16 protein-coding genes and 1 tRNA gene are annotated in these 19,105 nt (G+C 70.8%); 9 read left to right on the top strand and 8 right to left on the bottom strand.

The annotated features are described in order from the left end of the window. The first annotated feature begins 78 nt into the window (after positions 1–78). The 3 genes from AB0M54_RS11630 (at position 79) to topA (ending at position 4,371) form a co-directional block, all read left to right on the top strand. Positions 79–609, top strand: coding sequence for a hypothetical protein (locus AB0M54_RS11630; RefSeq protein WP_364322472.1), 531 nt, complete (start codon positions 79–81; stop codon positions 607–609). After that, a complete protein-coding gene (locus AB0M54_RS11625; protein ID WP_364470518.1) occupies positions 600–1,430 on the top strand; it encodes a hypothetical protein in 831 nt (276 codons plus the stop codon). The genes AB0M54_RS11630 and AB0M54_RS11625 overlap by 10 nt, the downstream gene beginning before the upstream one ends. A 169-nt stretch (positions 1,431–1,599) precedes the next feature. Further along, positions 1,600–4,371, top strand: coding sequence for a type I DNA topoisomerase (topA, locus tag AB0M54_RS11620; protein ID WP_364322476.1), 2,772 nt, complete (start codon positions 1,600–1,602; stop codon positions 4,369–4,371). Here topA and AB0M54_RS11615 read toward each other — a convergent pair. Continuing rightward, positions 4,368–5,669 (bottom strand): D-arabinono-1,4-lactone oxidase, encoded by a 1,302-nt coding sequence (locus AB0M54_RS11615; protein ID WP_364322660.1) that lies wholly within the window; start codon positions 5,667–5,669, stop codon positions 4,368–4,370. The genes topA and AB0M54_RS11615 overlap by 4 nt on opposite strands. Positions 5,670–5,818: 149 nt before the next feature. On the opposite strand from AB0M54_RS11615, the gene AB0M54_RS11610 reads away from it, so the two are divergent. Then, positions 5,819–6,448, top strand: coding sequence for a TetR family transcriptional regulator (locus AB0M54_RS11610; RefSeq protein ID WP_364322478.1), 630 nt, complete (start codon positions 5,819–5,821; stop codon positions 6,446–6,448). A gap of 4 nt (positions 6,449–6,452) precedes the next feature. Here the strand turns inward: AB0M54_RS11610 and AB0M54_RS11605 are convergent, their stop codons facing one another. Then, positions 6,453–7,658: an amino acid deaminase/aldolase gene (locus AB0M54_RS11605; protein WP_364470516.1), complete on the bottom strand. Its 1,206-nt coding sequence runs from the start codon at positions 7,656–7,658 to the stop codon at positions 6,453–6,455. 248 nt (positions 7,659–7,906) lie between these two features. Between AB0M54_RS11605 and tmk the strand changes: the two genes are divergently transcribed. Both tmk and AB0M54_RS11595 read left to right on the top strand, forming a co-directional pair. Beyond that, on the top strand, positions 7,907–10,024 hold the full coding sequence (gene tmk, locus AB0M54_RS11600; RefSeq protein WP_364470828.1) for a dTMP kinase: 2,118 nt from the start codon (positions 7,907–7,909) through the stop codon (positions 10,022–10,024). After that, on the top strand, positions 10,017–11,210 hold the full coding sequence (locus tag AB0M54_RS11595; RefSeq protein WP_364470514.1) for a DNA polymerase III subunit delta': 1,194 nt from the start codon (positions 10,017–10,019) through the stop codon (positions 11,208–11,210). The genes tmk and AB0M54_RS11595 overlap by 8 nt, the downstream gene beginning before the upstream one ends. Before the next feature lie 50 nt (positions 11,211–11,260). On the opposite strand, the gene AB0M54_RS11590 is transcribed toward AB0M54_RS11595, so the two are convergent. The 4 genes from AB0M54_RS11590 to AB0M54_RS11575 all read right to left on the bottom strand — a co-directional run bounded on the left by AB0M54_RS11590 (position 11,261) and on the right by AB0M54_RS11575 (position 14,578). Beyond that, entirely contained in the window at positions 11,261–11,887 is a 627-nt protein-coding gene (locus tag AB0M54_RS11590) for a hypothetical protein (RefSeq protein WP_364322484.1), read from the bottom strand. Between the two features lie 25 nt (positions 11,888–11,912). Further along, on the bottom strand, positions 11,913–12,215 hold the full coding sequence (locus AB0M54_RS11585) for a hypothetical protein (RefSeq protein WP_364322486.1): 303 nt from the start codon (positions 12,213–12,215) through the stop codon (positions 11,913–11,915). After that, positions 12,212–12,538, bottom strand: a complete 327-nt coding sequence (locus AB0M54_RS11580) for a YbaB/EbfC family nucleoid-associated protein (RefSeq protein ID WP_364322488.1) — start codon at positions 12,536–12,538, stop codon at positions 12,212–12,214. The genes AB0M54_RS11585 and AB0M54_RS11580 overlap by 4 nt, the downstream gene beginning before the upstream one ends. 414 nt (positions 12,539–12,952) lie before the next feature. Beyond that, complete coding sequence (locus AB0M54_RS11575; protein ID WP_364470512.1) at positions 12,953–14,578, bottom strand: hypothetical protein; 1,626 nt, start codon at positions 14,576–14,578, stop codon at positions 12,953–12,955. Between the two features lie 161 nt (positions 14,579–14,739). On the opposite strand from AB0M54_RS11575, the gene ricT reads away from it, so the two are divergent. Further along, on the top strand, positions 14,740–15,576 hold the full coding sequence (gene ricT / locus AB0M54_RS11570) for a regulatory iron-sulfur-containing complex subunit RicT (RefSeq protein ID WP_364322492.1): 837 nt from the start codon (positions 14,740–14,742) through the stop codon (positions 15,574–15,576). A gap of 4 nt (positions 15,577–15,580) precedes the next feature. On the opposite strand, the gene AB0M54_RS11565 is transcribed toward ricT, so the two are convergent. Continuing rightward, a complete protein-coding gene (locus AB0M54_RS11565) occupies positions 15,581–17,302 on the bottom strand; it encodes a metallophosphoesterase (protein WP_364470826.1) in 1,722 nt (573 codons plus the stop codon). A 135-nt stretch (positions 17,303–17,437) separates the two neighbouring features. Between AB0M54_RS11565 and AB0M54_RS11560 the strand changes: the two genes are divergently transcribed. After that, positions 17,438–17,511: transfer RNA gene (locus AB0M54_RS11560), tRNA-Thr, on the top strand. A gap of 112 nt (positions 17,512–17,623) precedes the next feature. Here the strand turns inward: AB0M54_RS11560 and AB0M54_RS11555 are convergent. Then, the gene (locus tag AB0M54_RS11555; RefSeq protein WP_364470510.1) at positions 17,624–17,965 is read right to left on the bottom strand and encodes a putative quinol monooxygenase; all 342 of its coding nucleotides are present in this window, start codon (positions 17,963–17,965) and stop codon (positions 17,624–17,626) included. Between the two features lie 144 nt (positions 17,966–18,109). Here AB0M54_RS11555 and AB0M54_RS11550 point away from each other — a divergent pair, with 144 nt between their 5' ends. Next, the gene (locus tag AB0M54_RS11550; protein WP_364470508.1) at positions 18,110–19,030 is read left to right on the top strand and encodes an AraC family transcriptional regulator; all 921 of its coding nucleotides are present in this window, start codon (positions 18,110–18,112) and stop codon (positions 19,028–19,030) included. Positions 19,031–19,105: the final 75 nt, after the last annotated feature.

The following is a 19,105-nucleotide window of genomic DNA, read 5'->3' as shown; positions in this document are numbered from 1 at the left end:
CCGGCGACACGCCGGGCGCTCTTTTCATGGGCTGATGACGATGAAGCGGTGTCGGACCCAACCCGTACCCTTTTCGCCATGCGCCCGGCCCGACCGTTGCTGATCGTCGTCTCCCTCCTCGTCGGTGTGTCCCTCGCGGCTTGCTCGCACACCACCGGCCCGCGCAACTGGGCGGCGGCGGTGTGCAACGCGCTGGCGCCCTGGCGCGCCGAGATCGGCACCCTGACCGACCGCACCCAGGAGCAGATGACCGCCGAGACCACGCCCGCGCAGGCCAAGGAGAATCTGGTCCGGCTGTTCGGCGGCGCCGAGACGGCCAGCGAGCGGGCCCGCGCCGGGGTGGAGCGGGCCGGCGTCCCCGACGTCGACAACGGCGAGCAGGTGGCTGAGAGCTTCACGGCGTCGCTGAGCGGCATGCGCGACGCCTACGCCCGGGCCCGTGGTGGCGTCGCCGGGCTCGCCACCAGCCCTCAGAAGGCCTTCTACGAGCAGGTCACCGTGGTCGTCGACAAACTCAAGCAGGAGTACGAGCAGAGTGAGCTCGACACCGGCAATCTGAGTTCGGTGGAGCTGAAGCAGGCGTTCGACGAAGCACCGGAGTGCCGCTGACCATGGCCGAGACGGGCTGGCCGCTGATACCGCGCGAGCTGCTGCCCGCGCCGGTTCCGGTTGCCTCCCGCGCGCGGCGGGCCCTGTCCCGCGCCACGCCCGGCGGTCGTCAGCTGCCGATCTTCGGCGCCGAGACCACCGATTCGTCCCCGCTCGACCTGGCCGGGCTGCTGGTCGGCCCGGGGCGCCTGGACAAGATGGGCGGTACCGCCCGGGTGGCGATCGGCGTGCACGACGCCTGGCGGGTGCACGTGCTCGCGGCCGAACTGCTCACCCGCGGCCTGGTCGTGCACTGGCGGCCGTTCGACGAGCCGGAGCGACAGGTGCCCGAGCTCCAGGTCACCGCCACGCCCGAAGATCCCGACCCGCCGATCGCGGAGGGTGAAGAGGGCCCGGCGCCCCCGGTTGCGGTGAGTGACGCGCCGGGCGCTGAAGAAATTGTCGAGGAGGCGGAGGGCGAGGAGCCGGCCGGGCCGAGGTTCGAGGTGCGTACGGCGTACTCGAGCCGGTTGGACGCCCTGGCCCGCACGTGGCCGGCGGCCGCCGACGGCCTCTTTCTCAGCGGACCCCGGCTGCGCCTCTGGGTCGCGGCCGCGGGCACGGCCGGGCCGGGCGATTTCACGCTCGAGCTGAACCCCGACGTCGAGTCTGAGATGATCATCGCCGCGCTGCGCCGGACCGGTCTCGACGGCCGTTTGTCGGATCATGGACGGCGCTACCGGATCACCCGTCGCGGACCTCTCGGCAGGCTGGCTGAGCTGGTCGGCGAGCGTCCGGCGTCGGCGCCGGTCGAGGTCTGGCCGGGCGGCGCTGGTGCGTGATCTTCCTGGCTTGTGTGCGACACGACTCCATATTCCCGGTGTACGGTGTCGCCGTCGGACGCATGCCGTGGTCGGACCGTTACCATCCGACGCCCGGAGCCCCCGGGGAATGCGGGGCCGTCCGGCGCGTTAGTTTGAAACGCAGGAAAGCAAGAAGTGTAGGAGTGCCGTGCCGAGTGAAGCCAGGACGACCCGTCTGGTCATCGTCGAGTCCCCGTCGAAGGCCAAAACGATCGCCGGTTATCTGGGGCCCGACTATTTTGTCGAGGCCTCCGTCGGTCATGTCCGCGACCTGCCGAAGAACGCCGACGAGGTGCCGGCCAAGTACAAGGGCATGGCCTGGGCGCGGCTCGGCGTCGACGTCGACAACGGCTTCCACCCGCTCTATGTGATCTCCGCCGACCGCAAGCAGCAGATCGCCAAGCTGCAGAAGCTGGCCAAGGAGGTCGACGAGATCTTCCTCGCGACCGATGAGGACCGCGAGGGCGAGGCCATCGCCTGGCACCTGGTCGAGACGATCAAGCCCAAGGTCCCGGTCAAGCGGATGGTCTTCCACGAGATCACCCGCCCGGCCATCCAGGCCGCGGTGGCCAACCCGCGCGACATCGACCAGGACCTGGTCGACGCGCAGGAGGCGCGGCGGATCCTCGACCGGCTGTACGGGTACGAGGTCAGCCCGGTCCTGTGGAAGAAGGTCATGCCCAAGCTGTCGGCCGGGCGTGTCCAGTCGGTGGCGACCCGCATCGTGGTCGAGCGCGAGCGTCAGCGGATGGCGTTCCGGTCGGCCGAGTACTGGGACATCAACGCCCGGCTCGCGGTGCAGGGCGAGGTCAAGGACGGCCCGCGGACGTTCAGCGCGACGTTGATCGCGCTCGATGGCGACCGCATCGCCACCGGCCGCGACTTCGAGCCGACCACCGGCAAGGTCAAGCCGGGCGCGGCCGTGGTGCATCTGGACGGCGACGGCGCCCGCGGGCTGGCCGCCCGGCTGGAAGACCGGCCGTTCGCCGTCACCCGGGTCGAGGAGAAGCCGTACCGGCGCCGCCCGTCCCCGCCGTTCATCACCTCGACGCTCCAGCAGGAGGCGTCGCGCAAGCTGCGGCTTTCCTCCTCGCAGACGATGCGTACGGCCCAGACGCTGTACGAGAACGGCTACATCACCTACATGCGTACGGACTCGGTGAACCTCTCCGAGACCGCGATCAGCGCCGCTCGCCGGCAGATCGCCGACCTGTACGGCGCGAACAACGTGCCGCCGCAGCCGCGCCGCTACACCAGCAAGGCGAAGAACGCGCAGGAAGCACACGAGGCGATCCGCCCGGCCGGCGACAACTTCCGCACCCCGGGCGAGGTGGCCAACGAGCTGACCTCCGACCAGTTCCGGCTGTACGAGCTGATCTGGCGCCGTACCGTCGCGTCGCAGATGACCGACGCGGTCGGCAACTCGATCTCGGTGCGGATCCGGGCCATCTCGACCGCGAACGAAGAGGTCGACTTCGGCACGACCGGCAAGACGATCACCGACCCGGGCTTCCTCCGGGCCTACGTGGAGTCGTCGGATGACGAGACCGCCGACTCCGACGATGCCGAGCGCCCGCTGCCGCCCCTGGCCAAGGACCAGCCGCTGACGGCCGAAGAGCTCAACGCGCTCGGGCACCACACCTCGCCGCCCGCCCGCTACACCGAGGCGTCGCTGGTCAAGGCGCTGGAGGAGCTGGGCATCGGCCGCCCGTCGACGTACGAGTCGATCATGCGGACCATCCAGGACCGCGGGTACGTGGTGAAGAAGGGCCAGGCGCTGATCCCGTCGTTCCTGGCCTTCGCCGTGATCAAGCTGCTCGAGAACCACTACCCGCGCCTGGTCGACTACAACTTCACCGCGGCGATGGAGACCCAGCTCGACGACATCGCCGGCGGCGACCACGCCTCGGTCGACTTCCTCACCTCCTTCTACTTCGGCTCCGACCTGGGCACCGACGACTCGATCGCCAAGGCCGGCGGGCTGAAGAAGATGGTGACCGAGAACCTGAGCGACATCGACGCCCGCTCGATCAACTCGATCCCGCTGCACACCGACGACGAGGGCCGCCTGATCGTGGTCCGGGTCGGCCGGTACGGCCCCTACCTCCAGCGCCACAATCCCGGCGAAGAGGAAGAGTCGGCCGAGAACCGCGCCTCGATCCCCGAGGGCGTCGCTCCCGACGAGCTGACTCCCGAGAAGGTCGAGGAGCTGTTCCTGGGCGGGAGCGGCGAGCGCAGCCTGGGCGACGACCCGGCCACCGGCGAGGCGGTCACGCTCAAGTCGGGCCGCTACGGACCGTACGTGCAGAGCGGTGACCGTACGTCGTCGCTGTTCAACACGCAGACACCCGACACGCTGACCCTGGAGCAGGCGCTCAAGCTGCTCGAGCTGCCCCGCGTCCTGGGCAAGGACGCCGAGGGCAAGGAGATCCTGGCCGCGAACGGGCGGTTCGGCCCGTACGTGAAGCGGGACAACGACTTCCGTTCGCTCGAGAACGAGGGCCAGCTGTTCACGGTGACCCTGGAGGAGGCGCTGGCCCTGCTGGCGCAGCCGAAGGCGCGGCAGCGCCGGGCCGCCGCCCCGCCGCTGCGCGAGATGGGCGCCGACCCGGTCACCGAGAAGCCGATGGTGATCAAGGAGGGCCGGTTCGGTCCGTACGTCACCGACGGCGAGTTCAACGCGTCGCTGCGCCGGGGTCAGACCCCCGAGGAACTGACCGTCGAGCAGGCCTCCGAGATGTTGGCCGAGAAGCGGGCCAAGGGTCCGGCGCCGCGCAAGAAGGCGGCCGCCAAGAAGGCTCCGGCCAAGAAGACCGCGGCCAAGAAGACCACCGCCGCCAAGAAGGCCACGCCCGCGAAGAAGGCCACGCCGGCCAAGAAGGCGGCCCCCAAGAAGGCGACCGCCGCCAAGACCGACTAGGCGCCCAACACCCGGTCCAGGTATTCGTTCGCGAAGACCCGGGCCGGGTCGAGGCGGTTCCGCACGGCCAGGAAGTCGTCGAACTTCGGGTAGGCCGTCCGCAACGAGTCCGCGTCCCGGTAGTGCTGTTTGCCCCAGTGTGGGCGCCCGCCCAGCGGCTCGCAGACTGCCTCGAAGGCCCGGAAGTACTCCTCGTACGGGCGGCCGGCGTACTGCTGCACGGCGATGTAGGCGGACTCCCGCCCGTACCCGTGTGAGAGCCAGATGTCGTCCGGGCCGGTGAACCGCACCTCGACCGGGAACTGCACCCGGAACGGCAGGTCGTCGATGATCTTGGGCAGCGCGGCCATCGCCTCGGGCAGGGCGGCGCGCGGCACCTCGTACTCCATCTCGTGGAACCGGACCCGGCGCGGCGTGCAGAAGACCTTGTCCGACCGCGCGGTGTAGGTGCGGGCGGTCAGGGCCCGCACCGCGATCTGGTTGATCGTGGGGACGACCGCCGGAACCCGGGCGCCGAGCCGGCAGGTCGCCTGGTAGACCGAGTTGGACAGGAAGTCGTCGTCCAGCCAGCGGCGGAAACGGGACAGCGGCCGGTCGTCGGCCGGCGCCACCGAGTTGCGCTTGAGCTGGGTCCCGTTGGTGTGCGGGTGCCAGAAGAACTCGACGTGGTCCTCGGCGGCGAGCCAGTCGTCGAGCCCGGCCAGCACGTCGGCCAGCGGCATCGGGCGCTCGTCGGCCCGCAGGGTGAACGCGTCCACGCAGCGCAGCGTGACATCGACCAGGATGCCCAGCGCTCCGACACCGAGCCGGACCGCAGGGAAGTCCTCGTCCGATTTGTCGACCTTGCGCACGTCACCCGATCCGGTGACAATCGTCACCGCTTCGACACATGAGGCAATGGTCGACTGGGCCAGGCCCGTGCCGTGCGTACCGGTCGAGATCGCGCCGGCCACGGTCTGCGCGTCGATGTCGCCGAGGGTCGGCACCGCGAGGCCGCGCCCGGCGAGCCAGACGTTCAGCACGGACAATGGCATGCCCGCCTGCACGGTCACCAGATGACCGTCGACGTCGATCGGAGACGCCATGCGGGGCAGGAGAACCCGCAGGTCATCGGCCACCGCGATGGCGCTGAAGGAGTGGCTGCTGCCGACCGCCTTGACCCGCCGACCGGCCGCCGCCGCCTCCTTGACGAGGGCCGCGACCTCCTCGACACTGCCGGGCAGGCAGACCTCGCGGGCCACCGCTTGCTCGTTGCCGGCCCAGTTGCGCCAGCGGGTGGAGCCTGTGGGAGCGGAAATGTCACTGGTCGTCACGGCAATGTCCCTCCACCGAGCGGACAGTCGCACAGATCCGGTGATGCCGTGTCGCCTCGGCGTCCCGTCGATGCTGCTCGCTCGTTGATCCGAGTAACGTTCCCATTATCACTGCTGAGAGGGAGTGGCGACGCGTGTCGACACCAACCGTCACCACCGGGCCGCTGCGGCGGGTCCCGGTGCAGGGCAGAAGCGTTGCCCGGGTCCAGCGCATGCTGGACGCCTGCGCCGAGCTCGTCGATGAGGTCGGCTATGAAGGCCTGACCACGACGCTGCTCGCCGAGCGGGCCGAGGTCGCCATCGGCTCCGTCTACCAGTTCTTCCCGGACAAGCGGGCCATCGTGCAGGCGCTCGCCATGCGCAACATGGATGCCTACCTGCAGGCCCTCTCCGCGCGTTTCGCCAACGAGACGTTCGCGCACTGGTGGGACGGCGTGGACGCGGCCATCGACTCGTTCATCACCATGCACCGCACGGTGCCCGGTTTCCGTACGCTGCACTTCGGCGACGTCGTCGACCTGCACCTGCTGGACGCGGAACGGGACAACAACGCGGTCATCGCCGAGCGCCTGGCCGAGCTGCTGGTCGAGCAGTTCCAGATCGGCGACCGCGGCCAGCTGCGGTTCGCGCTGCAGATCGCCGTCGAGGCCGCGGACGCGCTGATCAAGATGGCGTTCCGCCGCGAGATGACCGGCGACGAGGCGGTCATCCGCGAGGCCAAGGCGCTGATCCGGGAATACCTGCACCGGCACGTCTCCGACTGAGGCCCTACCCCAGGAAGGCATGGCCCTCGCCTCGGTACGTCGGCGTCGGCGCGGCCGTGTCGCCGTCGATCAGCTGCACCTCGTTCACGTGCTCGCACAGCTCGCCGGCCTTGGCGTGCCGGAACCACACCCGGTCGCCCAGGCGCAGGCCGGAGGCCGCGGCCCCGACCAGCGGGGTCTGCACCTCGCCGGCCCACTCGTCCCCCCGGAAGCTCAGGCCCTCCGGGAGGTACGGCGTGGGCTGGCGGGACGGCTCGGGCGGTCCGGACGCGATCCAGCCGCCGCCCAGCACCGTCGCGATGCGCGGCCCCGGGCGGCGGACCACGGACAGCGCGAAGAGCGCGGCCGGCGTCGGCCGCCAGTTCGTGTACTGGTCGAACAGGGTCGGGCCGTACAGCCCGGAACCGGCCGCGATCTCGGTGACCGACGGGTCGGCGGCGGTCTCGGCCAGGCTGCCGGTGCCACCGCCGTTGACGAACTCCAGGTCGGCGTGCTCGCGGACGGCGGCCACCGCGGCCTGCCGGCGCCGGAGCAGCTCGGGCAGGGCGATGCGTTGCATCACGCGGATCGCCCGGCCGCGGGCCGCCCGGCCGGTGGGCGCGTCACCCAGGCCGGCGATGTGGGCCTCGTACGACATCATCCCGATCAGCCGGAACCCGGGACGCGAGGTGATGCGCCGGGCCAGCGCGGCCGCCTGCCCGGCGGAGTGCACCGGCGAGCGGCGTACCCCGACATGAAGTTGACCGATCGGTCGCCAGGACGCATCGAGCTCGAGGCACACGCGGATCTCGGCCCGCCGGCTGGAGGGCGCGACCTGGTCGATCAGATCGAGATGCGCCGGGTGGTCGACCATCAGCGAGATCGCCGACGCGAGCTGGTCGTCCTTCCCCAGCTCGGCGAGGGCCGAGCGATCCGCCGTCGGGTACGCGACCAGCACGTCATCGGTGACGCCCTCGCGGACCAGCCAGATCGCCTCCGGCAAGGTGTACGCCATCACGCCGCGCCAGCCCGGCTGGGCCAGCACCCGTTCCAGCAGGGCCCGGACCCGGACCGACTTGCTGGCCGCCCGGATCGGCTTGCCACGCGACCGGGCGGCGAGCGCGGTCGCGTTGGCGTCGAAGGCGGCCAGATCGACCACCGCGATCGGGGTCTCCAGATGCGCGGTGGCGCGATCCAGGCGTTCGCGCAGCTTGAGGCGTGGGGCGGTCACTTGGGGAACATAACGCCTCCGCGAGCAATGCGAAACAGGTTCATCTATGCGCCACTCGTTCGGGCATGCCAACGTCCTCTCGGCGTGCCCCATCGGCGGCCGGATACAGTGCTCAGCGGCAGTTGACCACGGGAGGTACGGCCATCGACACCGACTCGCGCCAGGACGACGCACCCCCGGTCGACCTCTCCGGGGTGGCCGCTCTGCGCTCGGTGTTGCGGATCCGCCCCTTCCGCCGGCTCTGGCTGGTGCTCAGCGTCGCCTCGTTCGGCGACTGGCTCGGCCTGCTGGCCACCGCGCTCTTCGCGTCGCAGCAGGTCACCGGCAGTGTCGCCCAGGGTGGCGCGTTCAGCGGCACGATCGCCATCCGGCTGGTGCCGGCGCTCATCCTCGGCCCGATCGCCGGCGTGATGGCCGACCGCTTCGACCGCCGCTACACGATGGTCATCTGCGACATCATCCGATTCTTCGTGTACGGGTCGATCCCCGCGGTCGCGCTGATCAGTGACAACGGCGGCCTGATCGTGACCTGGGCGGTGGCCGCCACCTTCATCGGCGAGACCGTCACCCTGATGTGGATCCCGGCCAAGGAGGCCGCGGTACCGAACCTGATCCCGCGCAGCCGGCTCGAGGTGTCGAACCAGCTGACCTTGATCACCACGTACGGCATCACCCCGATCTTCGCGGCCCTGAGCCTCGCCGCGCTGGACCGTCTGGTCCGCGGCCCGTTTCCGAACATGCCCGACTGGGCCGAACCGTCCCAGCTCGGCCTGTGGGTCAACGCCGGGTCCCGGCTGGCCACCGCGATCGTCGTCTACTTCGGCATCCGCGAGATCAGCCTCGGCGTCCGGGAACGCAAGCAGAAGGCGGCCGAGCAGAGCATGCTCCGGCAGTTCCTGGACGGCTGGAAGTACATCGGCACCACGCCCCTGGTCCGTGGCCTGGTCCTGGGCATCTTCGGCGCGTTCGCCGGCGCCGGCATCGTGATCGGCACCGCCCGCTTCTTCACCGCCTCGCTCGGCGCCGGTGACGCGGCGTTCTCGCTGCTCTTCGCCACCCTGTTCATCGGCCTGGCGATCGGCATCGGCCTCGGCCCGATGGTGGTCAAGGAGCTCTCCCGGCGCCGCTGGTTCGGCCTGAGCATCGTGCTGGCCAGCGGCTCGGTGATGTTCCTGGCCATCGCCATCCACCTGTCCATGGCGCTGGTCGGCGCGATCTTCGTCGGCGCCGGCGCGGGCATGGCCTTCCTGTCCGGCCTCACCCTGCTCGGCGGCCAGGTCGGCGACGACGTGCGCGGCCGGGTCGTCGCGGTGGTCCAGATCGGCACCCGAATGGTGCTGCTGCTGGCCATCGCGCTGTCCGGTGTGCTGGTCGGCCTGGGCGGCTCCCGGATCATCGAGGTCGGCCCGGTCGACATCTCGATCTCCGCGACCCGGATCCTGCTCCTGGTCGCGGGCGTCTTCGGCGTGTGGAGCGGGATCAGCGCGTTCAGGCAGATGGACGACAAGAAGGGCGTACCCGTCCTCGCCGACCTCTGGGGGTCGATCCGCGGGCGCCCGCTGTCGCCGAACGAGGAGTTCACCCGGCAGGGCATCTTCGTGGTCTTCGAGGGTGGCGAGGGCGCCGGCAAGTCCACGCAGGTCACCCGCCTGGCCTCGGAGCTGCACGCGCAGGGCCGCGACGTCGTGGTGACCCGCGAGCCCGGCGCCACCGACGTCGGCGTCCGCATCCGGGGCCTGCTGCTGGACAAGACCGACGCGCCCGCGCCACGAGCCGAGGCTCTCCTGTACGCGGCGGATCGCGCCCACCACGTCGCCACCGTCGTCCGCCCGGCCCTGGCCCGCGGCGCGGTGGTGATCAGCGATCGGTACGTCGACTCGTCGCTCGCCTACCAGGGCGCCGGCCGGACGCTGCCGGTGCAGGAGATCTCCTGGCTGTCGTCCTGGGCGACCGGCGGGCTCAAACCCGACCTGGTGGTCCTCCTCGACGTCGACCCGCACGTCGGGCTGGCCCGGGTCGACTCGCGGGGGCAGGGCACGGACCGGCTGGAGAGCGAGTCGCGCGCCTTCCACGACCGGGTGCGGTACGCGTTCCTCGACCTGGCCGCCGCCGACCCCAAGCGCTACCTGGTCCTCGACGCCTCCTCGACGCCCGACGACATCGCCAAACTCGTCTCCCAGCGGGTCGACGGCCTGGTTGCCACCACTCCCGACCACGTCGATCCCGCCCCGGCCGAGACCTCACCCATCACCACCGACGAGCGCGTCACCCACCCCGACGACGTCCGTACGGCCGAGACGCCGGTCGAGGTCATGGAAGATCTGGCCGAGTCGCCCGGCACGAGCAACAATGGCCGCCGTGAGTGACGTGTGGGCCGACCTGGTCGGCCAGGACGAGGCGGTCGAGGTGCTGCGCCGCGCCGCCGGGTCGGCCGCCCGGATCGTCACGGGCACGGTCACCGGCCCGAGCGCGATGACGCACGCGTGGATCTTCACCGGCCCGCCCGGCTCCGGCCGCTCGGTCGCGGCCCGCGCCTTCGCCGCGGCCCTGCAGTGCGAACGCGACGGGTCCGGCTGCGGCGAGTGCCACGGATGCCACACCGCGTTGGGGGGTACGCACGCCGACGTGCGTTTCGTCGTACCCGACGGCCTGTCCATCGGGGTCAACGAGATGCGCAAGCTGGTCCTGCGGGCGAGCAGCGCCCCGTCGAACGGCCGCTGGCAGGCGGTGGTGGTGGAAGACGCCGACCGGCTCACCGAACAGGCCGGCAACGCGCTGCTCAAGGCCATTGAGGAGCCACCTCCGCGTACGGTGTTCCTGCTCTGCACGCCGTCCACCCACCCCGACGACATCTCGGTCACCATCCGGTCCCGCTGCCGGGTGATCCCGCTGCGCCAGCCCCCCGCCGCCGCGGTGGCCGAGGTCCTGACCCGCCGCGACGGCGTCAAGCCCGACGTGGCGGCGTGGGCCGCGGCCGCCGCCCAGGGTCACGTCGGCCGGGCCAAGCGCCTGGCCGGCGACGCCGACGCCCGCAAACGCCGCGAGGCCGTGCTGGCCGTCCCGCGCCGCCTGACCGGCATCGGCGCCTGCTTCGACGCGGCGTCCGCCCTGATCGAGGCGGCCGAGGCCGAGTCGGCGTCCGCCGTCGCCGAGACCGACACCTCCGAGCGTTCCGCGCTCGAGCAGGCCCTGGGCGCCGGCGGCACCGGCCGTGGCGCGGCCGGCGCGATGCGAGGCGCCGCGGGCCAGCTCAAGGACCTGGAGAAACGGCAACGCTCCCGGGCGACCCGCTCCCAGCGTGACGCCCTCGACCGGGCCCTGGTCGACCTGGCCGGCTTCTACCGCGACGTGCTGATCACCAAGCTGAAGGCGCCCGTGGCGGTGGTCCACTCGGACACGGCCGAACAGTCCGCGGCCGCCGCCGAGAAGTGGACCTCCGAGAGCACCCTGCGCCGCCTGGAGGCCGTCCTGGCCTGCCGCGAGGCCATCGACCTCAACGTCAAGCCCAAGATCGCCGTCGAGGCGATGATGGTCAACCTCTGGCGCGGCTGACCGATCCAGGCCGCGGTTCTCACCTGGCTGCCGGGGTTTCGAGACACGGCCTACGGTCGGCGGACCTCAGCCAGCGGCTCGGTGGCGGCCATCAGATCGGCCGCGGCGTCGTAGGTCTCCGCGACCGCGTCGAGGACCATGACCGCGACCCGGGCCGCCGCCTCGGCCTCGCCGGCGGCCGCCGGGTCGATGGTCGTGCTGTGCGCCCGCGCGGCCAGGCTCAGCGCCTCGGCCGAGGTCAGAATGCCGGCCAGGGTCGACGCCAGGTCGGACCGCGCCCGGGACATCCAGGCGGCAAGATCGTCGGCCAGCGCCGCCGTCGTGGCCAGCCGTTCGTCGAGGCCGGCGTCATCGCCGCTCAGATGCCCGGCCAGCCGTCGGCGCGAGGCCTCGTAAGCATCCGCGGCCTCGCCCGCCCAGATGCCCGGCGGCGGAAGCGACTCGGCGATCCCGGCGTAGTCACGCGCATGGAGCCGCAACTCGGGCCCAGCATCGGCCAGATCATCCGGCCGCAGCGCCGCCACCGCCTGCACCGCGTCCCACGGCAGCAACCGCACCCGCCGCAACGCCGGCCACACCTCATGCCCCGCCGGCGCACCGACCGCGGCCAGCACCTCACCGACCCGCTTGAGCAGCGGCGCCGCGGTCTCCAGCACCGCATCGAGCCGGTCGCTCACGACGACCCCTCGGATCGGCACATCATCACCCGGCCCGCTTGATCCGACGGGCGGCGCTCTCATCCGACTCCACATAGTCCCGTTGCGTCACCCGCACCGACTCGGCCAGCTCGGCCAGCCGCGCGGCCGTGTCGGCAGCCTCCCGGGCCCGCGCCTCCAGCACCGCCGACCAATGGGCGTGCAGCCGCCGACCAAGCCGTCCCGGCAGCCCGCCCCCGTCCCCACCGAAGGCCGACGCCGAACCCTCCAGCAACGGCAGCCGGCGATCCACCGTGGACAGCGTCGACGCGGCCGCCGACAGATTCGTGGCAACGGAGTCGGCGATCACGGTTCCCCCAGCGACCGGAACGCGCCGAACACCTCGTCGTGCAGCTTCTCGCGCGCCCAGCGGGCAGCCTCGGTCGCGTTGGTCACCACCGCCTGCACCTCCCTTGCCAGGTCTGCCGCTTGGCGATGCTGCAGACTGCCCCGTATCCGCACGTCGGTGATCTCCCCGGCCGCCGTCACCAGAATCTCCACCGAATCGTCCGGACTGTGCACCGAGACAACATGCGCGGCGACCGCCTTCTCATACTCCGCCCGCAGCGTGTCGATGCGGCGGTAGCGCTCGATGGCCTCGTCGATCCACGCCTCGTCAATCTCGCGGGGCATGCAGACTCCTCACCGGGCGTACCGCCGTGCTTGCGTTCCGGAACGGTATCGAATTCGGCCACCACACGCGAGATCCCCTGTGGACAAAGCCTCGCCCTGTGGAAAACCAACCCGGATCGTCGCTCCCGCGAGCTACATTCCGACCCACCCAGTGCCGGGGTGGGGGAGGCGGCGGCGCGTCGATGCACGCAACCCACCCCCCAGCGAGGTGGGGTGCCAGGCAGCCGCGGGAGTGCGGCGGCGCCGCACACGGAAGCCTCCGTATGCGGCGCCGCCGCCACCTGCACCCCCCGCAGGTCCAATCCATCGAAGACCATAACGGTGCTCGTGAAGAATCTTCGGCGCGCCCCCGATTCAACCGGACGAATGCCGGTCCCGACGATAGTCGACGACAGGATCCCAGCATTCGAGAGGTCAGGCCTCGAAGCGCCGCCGGCGTCGGCCGAGCAGGACGGCGACCACGCCGGAGGCCAGCAGGGCGCCGCCGATGACCACCATCACGCTCGCCCCGGGGCCGGTGACCGGCAGGCCGCCGCCGGTGCCGGCGTACGCGCTCTCGACGTCGCCGTGTGCGGGCTCGGGCGCGACGGCCGCCGATTCGAGCGCGCCGATCGCCAGGTCGAGGGCCACGTCGGCGTTGCGGCCGTAGCCGTCGTCGGCCGGGCCGCCCTGGGTGATGCCGACGGTGATCGCGGACGCCTTCGCCGCGATCGCGCGCCCCTCGGTGGCCTGGCGAACCCGGCCGAGGCTGATCTTCACGCTGGTGCCGGGGCCGGGCGACGGGGCCGATTCGGGCTCGCCGGCGGGCAGTTGCGGCAGGCCGGGGATGGTCGGCAGCGGCAGATCACCGACGGTTCTGGGGCCGAGGTCCGGCAGGCGCAACGACTCGGTCTGCCGCTCACTGAACGTCAGCTCGATGCTGTCACCGGCCGCGTCCAGCTTTGTGGTCTTGATGCCGTCGCCGGTGATCCGGATGGCCGCCGGAACGTAACGCACGTCGCCACCCTCCACGGTGGACATCGTGGTTCGCAGGCTCGGCGACCGCAGCACTTCGATCTGCACGGCGCCGTCGAGCAGTTCGAACGCCGTCGCGCTCAGGCGGGCGTGGGACACGGTCCGGGCGCCCTGGGCGGTCCGCTCCAGCGCCGTCGTGCTCACGCTCTGCGCCTTCTCGGGTACGGCCACCAGCGCCGAACTCCCGCTGCCACTCACCTGGGCGGCACCGAGCGTGGCGGCCGCCCGGGTGATGTCGCCGTACGCCTTCCCGCACGCCATTCCGCTCCGCCACGTCGCGTCGGTGGCCAGTGACCCGACGTCCATCAGGATCGGTCCCGCCTCGGCGGCCGGCGTCTCCTGCTTGCGCGCCTTGCGGTTCGGCGGCGCCTGCTGAACCAGCGGCGACGTGGCCCGCGACTGCTCCGCGCTGTTGACCATCCGGGTGAGCGCCGCGGCGTTCGGCCCGGCCAGCCCGATCATCGCCGACTTGGCCTCGCCCACATGCAGCCCACGAACCGTGACCTCCCGCGGCCCGGGATCGGCAGGCGCCCCGCCGCCCTGGCCGCCGCCCTGGCCGCCGCCCTGGCCACCGCCCGGGCCGCCGCTGCCCAGCCCGACGGCCCCGCCGAGGTTCCCGAGCAGCGACCCGCCGCTCGGGCGAGGCTTGCCCCGATCACCGCCGGCCGGCCCGGCATCGGCCGATGAACCCGCCGTCGTGCCCGGACCAGGCGTCGGCGCATCCCCGACCGGTGTCCGGAGCGTGCCGGGCGACGGCGTGCGCCCGGCACGATCACCGTGGGCGTCCATGTGTCTGCCGCGTCCGTCGCCGGGCTTCCCGTTCGACCGTACGGTCAGCTTGGAAATCTTGAGCAGCTCGGCGCCGGACTGGGCGGCATAGCGCTCTGGCTGAGCGCAGCCCCCAGCCGGCGCCGGCGCCGCCAGGACGACCGTCGCAGAGGCCGGCGCGGCGATGATCCCGGCAACCCCGAGCGCGGCGACACTGGCGGCGAACGTCCTGGCGACCATCGGCCTGGCGGGCGTCATGGCGAGTCCTCCCCGAAGATCAGCCGCAGCGAGCGGCATCTACGGGACTTCACAACGACGGTCGATCACCACGGTTGCGTCGGATCAATGCCGCAACCCACGCGGGTACCCCAAACACGGACATTTCGCCCCACGTGAAGATCCGACGTAGAGTCAGCGCCATGGGCATGCTGTGCGCGGTCAGCTTCAACCGTTACGGCCGGCTCTACTACCTCGATCCGGGTGAGTTCACGCCCGTCGTCGGCGACCGGGTGCTCGTGCCGACCGACGACGGCCCCGAGGTGGCGGAGTGCGTCTGGGCCGCGCAGTGGGTGAGCGAGGACACCAGCGGGTTCCCCAAGCTGGCCGGCCTCGCCGAAGACCGTGACCTGCGCCGCGACGAGATGCTCCGGAAGCGCAAGGCCGAGGCCAAGGTCGCCGCCAAGAAGCTGATCAAGGCACACGACCTGCCGATGAAGGTGGTCGCCGTCGACCACGTGCTGGAACAGGCCGACAACGGCGGCGCGCGGACGACGATCTACTTCACCGCGCCCCACCGGGTCGACTTCCGGTCGCTGGTGCGCGATCTCGGCGCCACCCTGCGCTGCCGGGTCGAGCTGCGCCAGCTGTCGGCGCGCGACTCGGCCCGCGTCCAGGGCGGCATCGGCTCGTGCGGCCGTGACCTGTGCTGCGCGACGTTCCTCACCGATTTCGAGCCGGTCACCATCCGCATGGCCAAAGATCAGGACCTGCCGCTCAACCCGCTGCGCATCTCCGGCGCGTGCGGCCGGCTGATGTGCTGCCTCAAGTACGAACATCCGCTGTACGCCAAGTTCGCCGAGACCGCACCGGCCGTCGGCAGCCGGGTGACCACGCCCGAGGGCGCCGGCCGGGTCGTGGGCCACAGCGTGCCGAAGGACGAGGTCGTGGTGCGCCTGGAATCGGATGGTTCGCGCTGTTCGTGCAGCCGCGCCTCGGTGTGCGCCCCTCGCCAGGCCCACGACGAGGCCTACGGCTGATCCGTTAGTGGCGCGCCGCTTGTGGTCCGGCGACGCGGATCGGTTCCTCGATGAGGCGTACGCTCAGCGGCTCGTCGGGGCGCACCCATGACTGCTCCGGCGAGCCCTCGGGGTCGGCCACCCACGTTCGGCAGATCTTGTCGACGCCCAGCGGATAGATGGTGAGCGTGCCGTCGGATTCGATGTGCATGCGCAGGAAACTCTTCGCGTCCTCGATGCCCTGCCCGGCGTACAACTCATTGACGTTGACCTTGAACCGGCTCGCCACCAGCAGATAGAGCGCGCAGAGCTGGGTCGCCACGAAGCCGATGACCGGCAGGTAGAGCACGATGGCGACGACCAGCGGCCCGGGCCACATCCAGTCGCGGAACGGCAGCTGCTGCCAGACCCAGGTGCCGCCGGCGGCCAGCGCGATCTGCAGTCCACCGTGGATGATGCCGAGGATCCAATGTGCCGCGTGGTTGGGCACGCCGGCCTTCGGTGGCTGGGCGAAGGCGATGGCGCCGGCCAGGATCACCACACACATGAGTACGAGCGGAATGCTGAACAACCGCTGGATCGGGCCGCCGCTGATGCTCGCCGCGCCGGACATGGCCAGCATGGTGAGCGTCTGCACGATGCCGAGCATGGTGGCGAAGCCGGGGTTGCGCACGGTGATCCGGCGGAAGACGCCCCAGCCCATCCGGCGGGACGTCTCGAACGACGGGAACGTCGAGGTCAGCGAGTACTTCCGGCTGCGGCTGGCGCTGCGGGTAAGGGTGTCTTCCGGCGGGACGGTGAGCTCCTCGGGCAGCGTGTGCGTGCCCAGGAGGTAGGCGCCGCCGCCACCACAGGTGATCAGCTCGCGGTCTTCGCCGGTGAACCGGGCGTAGTGGTGCAGGTCGCCGGAGACGAGCAGCCGCACGTGGGCCTTGGTCGGCCCGAGGATGGTCCGGATGAAGTAGTCGACCGCGTCGTACGCCTCGGGTTTGGTCGCCGCCTTGACCCAGGTCGGTGACGGCGTCATCAGGATCACCCGGTCGTCCGGCCCGAGCCCGGCCGCCGCCTTCTCGAAGTAGAGCAGCTGCGGATCGTCGATGTACGCCCCGAACTGTTCGTCGATCGCGAACAGCCACCAGTTCGACGGCAGCTTCACGGCGAAGTACGACCGGCGCTGCGCCGTCCGCCACCCGCCGATGTGACCGTCCTTACGCCGTGCGAAGAGCCGGATGAACGCGGTCAGCCCGTCGTACCAGTCGTGGTTGCCGGGCAGCGCGAACAGCGTGGGCGGCCGCTCGGCCGGCGCCTCCGGCAGCGCCGCGCGGTACGGCCCCTTCATCCGGTTCTCGTAGCCGTCCCCACTGGCCAGCGGATAGACCTGGTCGCCGCCCATCAGCAACACATCACCGCGGGGGAGCAGCTGACCGCCCGCCTCGAGCGACGGCTGCGCCAGCAGATAGGCCACCGAGTACGTCGCCGGGAACCCGTCGCCCAGGTCGGCCACGTAGTCGATCCAGATCTCGCCGTCGGTGCCCGGCTGCTCGAAGACGTCGCCGGAGAGCGCGTTCTGCAGCTCACGCTTGTCCAGATAGGCGCCGAAGAGGACGGCCAGCAGCGTCCGCACGCCCGTGCTGAGCAGCAGTAACGGCGCCAGCCAGCCGACCGGCCGCTGCGGCGTGAAGCCGAGTTCCTGAGGGTCGAGACTGCGGGGCCGGCGGCGGACGGGGTGCTCGGCCTCGACGGGCATCGGCCGGGATGCCGGCGGCCCGTCCGATGGGGCGGAGTGATCGTTCATCACCGATGGACTCTAGACCCGCCGGTCGACAGTCCCGGTAACCCGTTCCGATCCGGCGGTGGACATGCCGTACACTTGCGTACCGTTGCCGCCTTAGCTCAGTCGGCTAGAGCGACGCACTCGTAATGCGTAGGTCGACGGTTCGATTCCGTCAGGCGGCTCACAGGATGCCCTGACCAGCGGGAGACGCTGGTCAGGGCATCATATTTATCGATGAAGATGTGAGTCACCCCCGAAAACTCGCTGGACGCGGAGATGGCCGGGTTTGCCCGGTCAGAGTGGCGAGCTCCATCCGGGGAGCTCAGCCCCGGGGACCGTGAAACCGGGCACCTTGCCGAAGTAGTCGGCCATGAACGGCTGCTGCAGGTGCGCGAGGATCGCCGCCCCGCTCTCCCATTCTTCATAGAGGACGAAGGCGGAGTCGTCGTCGTGTGAGCGGTTGACCGTGTAGTGGATGCAGCCGTCCTCCTGTCGGATCTTCGGGAGAATGGAGCGGATCAGCTCCTCGAATTCGGCTACTTTTCCGGGCCGGATCCGGGCCTCACCGAACATCGCGACCGGACTGGTCGCCGCCATGATCCTGGCCGGAAGGGGGCCTTCGTCGGTGTCACTCATCCGTGATCCCTCTCGTTTTTGGCCGGCGGGGGTTCGCTGCCCACGAGAAGCCTAGAAACGACGGACGGGCCGAACAATGCCAAATCAACCCAGTTCTTTGTCCGTTTGGACCACTCGCCGGGATTGAAGCCGTAGGGTGGCGAGGTGGACGTTCTGTCTGAGGTGTTGACCGCGTCCGGCGTCACCGCGAGTTCGGGCGTGCGGATCGTCGGGGGTGGCGAATGGGGCATGATGAGGCCCGAGTGGACCGACGCCGCCCTTTACGGCGTGATATCCGGCGAGGGTGTGGTCGTCACGCGGGAGGACGGCATTCGCACATTCGCTGAGGGCGACGTCTTCCTGATGCCTTCCGGGATCGCGCACATCCTCGCGAGTTCTCCCACCACTGAGGCCGCGATGTGCGACGGGCAGACGGTCATCAGGGCGCAGCACAGCGGAGATTTCATGAGGCTGGGTCACGGGCCGACTACCGCCCAATTGGTTGCCGCGTCCTACTCTCGCGACACGCTCGCGCCCTTGCCGTGGTTCCAGCACCTTCCCGATGTGATCCATGTCCGCGCTGAGTCGACCGGCGCGCGAACGGCGGCGACCCTGCACCTGCTCGATCTCGAGTTGCAGGAGCTCGGCGCCGGATCGCGCGTCATCATCGATCGGCTCGTCGATGTGCTTCTCGCCAACGCTCTCCGGTCCTGGACGAACGGCGAGACTGATTGCGAATCGAGCCTGTGGCGGGCGCTCCGCGACCCCGTCGTCGTCTCGGCCGTCGCCGCGATCCATCGCGATCCGTCCCATGCCTGGACCGCCGACGCCCTCGCGAAACAGGCGGCGGTGTCCCGGACGACGCTTAACCGGCGATTCGAGACGGCCACCGGCGAAGGCCCAGCCGCGTACCTCACCCGGTGGCGGATGAACCTTGCGGCGCGGCGCCTCCGCGACAGCGATGACTCCATCGAGAATATTGCGAACGAGACCGGCTACACCTCGGTCTACGCCTTCAGTCGCGCGTTCCGCCGCGAGATGTCGGCACCGCCCGCACAATTCCGGCGTCATTCACGCGTTGCCTGATCCTCAGTGGTCTGCGCGGTAGCGCACGCTGACAACGGTCGGGGCCGGCCGGCGGGCCTGGGCGTGCCGGGTCAG

The sequence above is a fragment of the Actinoplanes sp. NPDC051470 genome (genome assembly GCF_040682035.1).
Taxonomy (GTDB): Bacteria; Actinomycetota; Actinomycetes; order Mycobacteriales; family Micromonosporaceae; genus Actinoplanes.
This window is presented reverse-complemented; position numbering and strand designations above follow the sequence as displayed.

What these genes read in the sequence shown, in the direction of transcription:
- AB0M54_RS11580 (WP_364322488.1), bottom strand. Translation starts at nt 12,538, where the DNA reads ATGCCCCGCGAGATTGACGAGGCGTGGATCGACGAGGCCATCGAGCGC.
- AB0M54_RS11565 (WP_364470826.1), bottom strand. Translation starts at nt 17,302, where the DNA reads ATGCCCGTCGAGGCCGAGCACCCCGTCCGCCGCCGGCCCCGCAGTCTC.
- AB0M54_RS11575 (WP_364470512.1), bottom strand. Translation starts at nt 14,578, where the DNA reads ATGACGCCCGCCAGGCCGATGGTCGCCAGGACGTTCGCCGCCAGTGTC.
- AB0M54_RS11630 (WP_364322472.1), top strand. Translation starts at nt 79, where the DNA reads ATGCGCCCGGCCCGACCGTTGCTGATCGTCGTCTCCCTCCTCGTCGGT.
- AB0M54_RS11555 (WP_364470510.1), bottom strand. Translation starts at nt 17,965, where the DNA reads ATGAGTGACACCGACGAAGGCCCCCTTCCGGCCAGGATCATGGCGGCG.
- ricT (WP_364322492.1), top strand. Translation starts at nt 14,740, where the DNA reads ATGGGCATGCTGTGCGCGGTCAGCTTCAACCGTTACGGCCGGCTCTAC.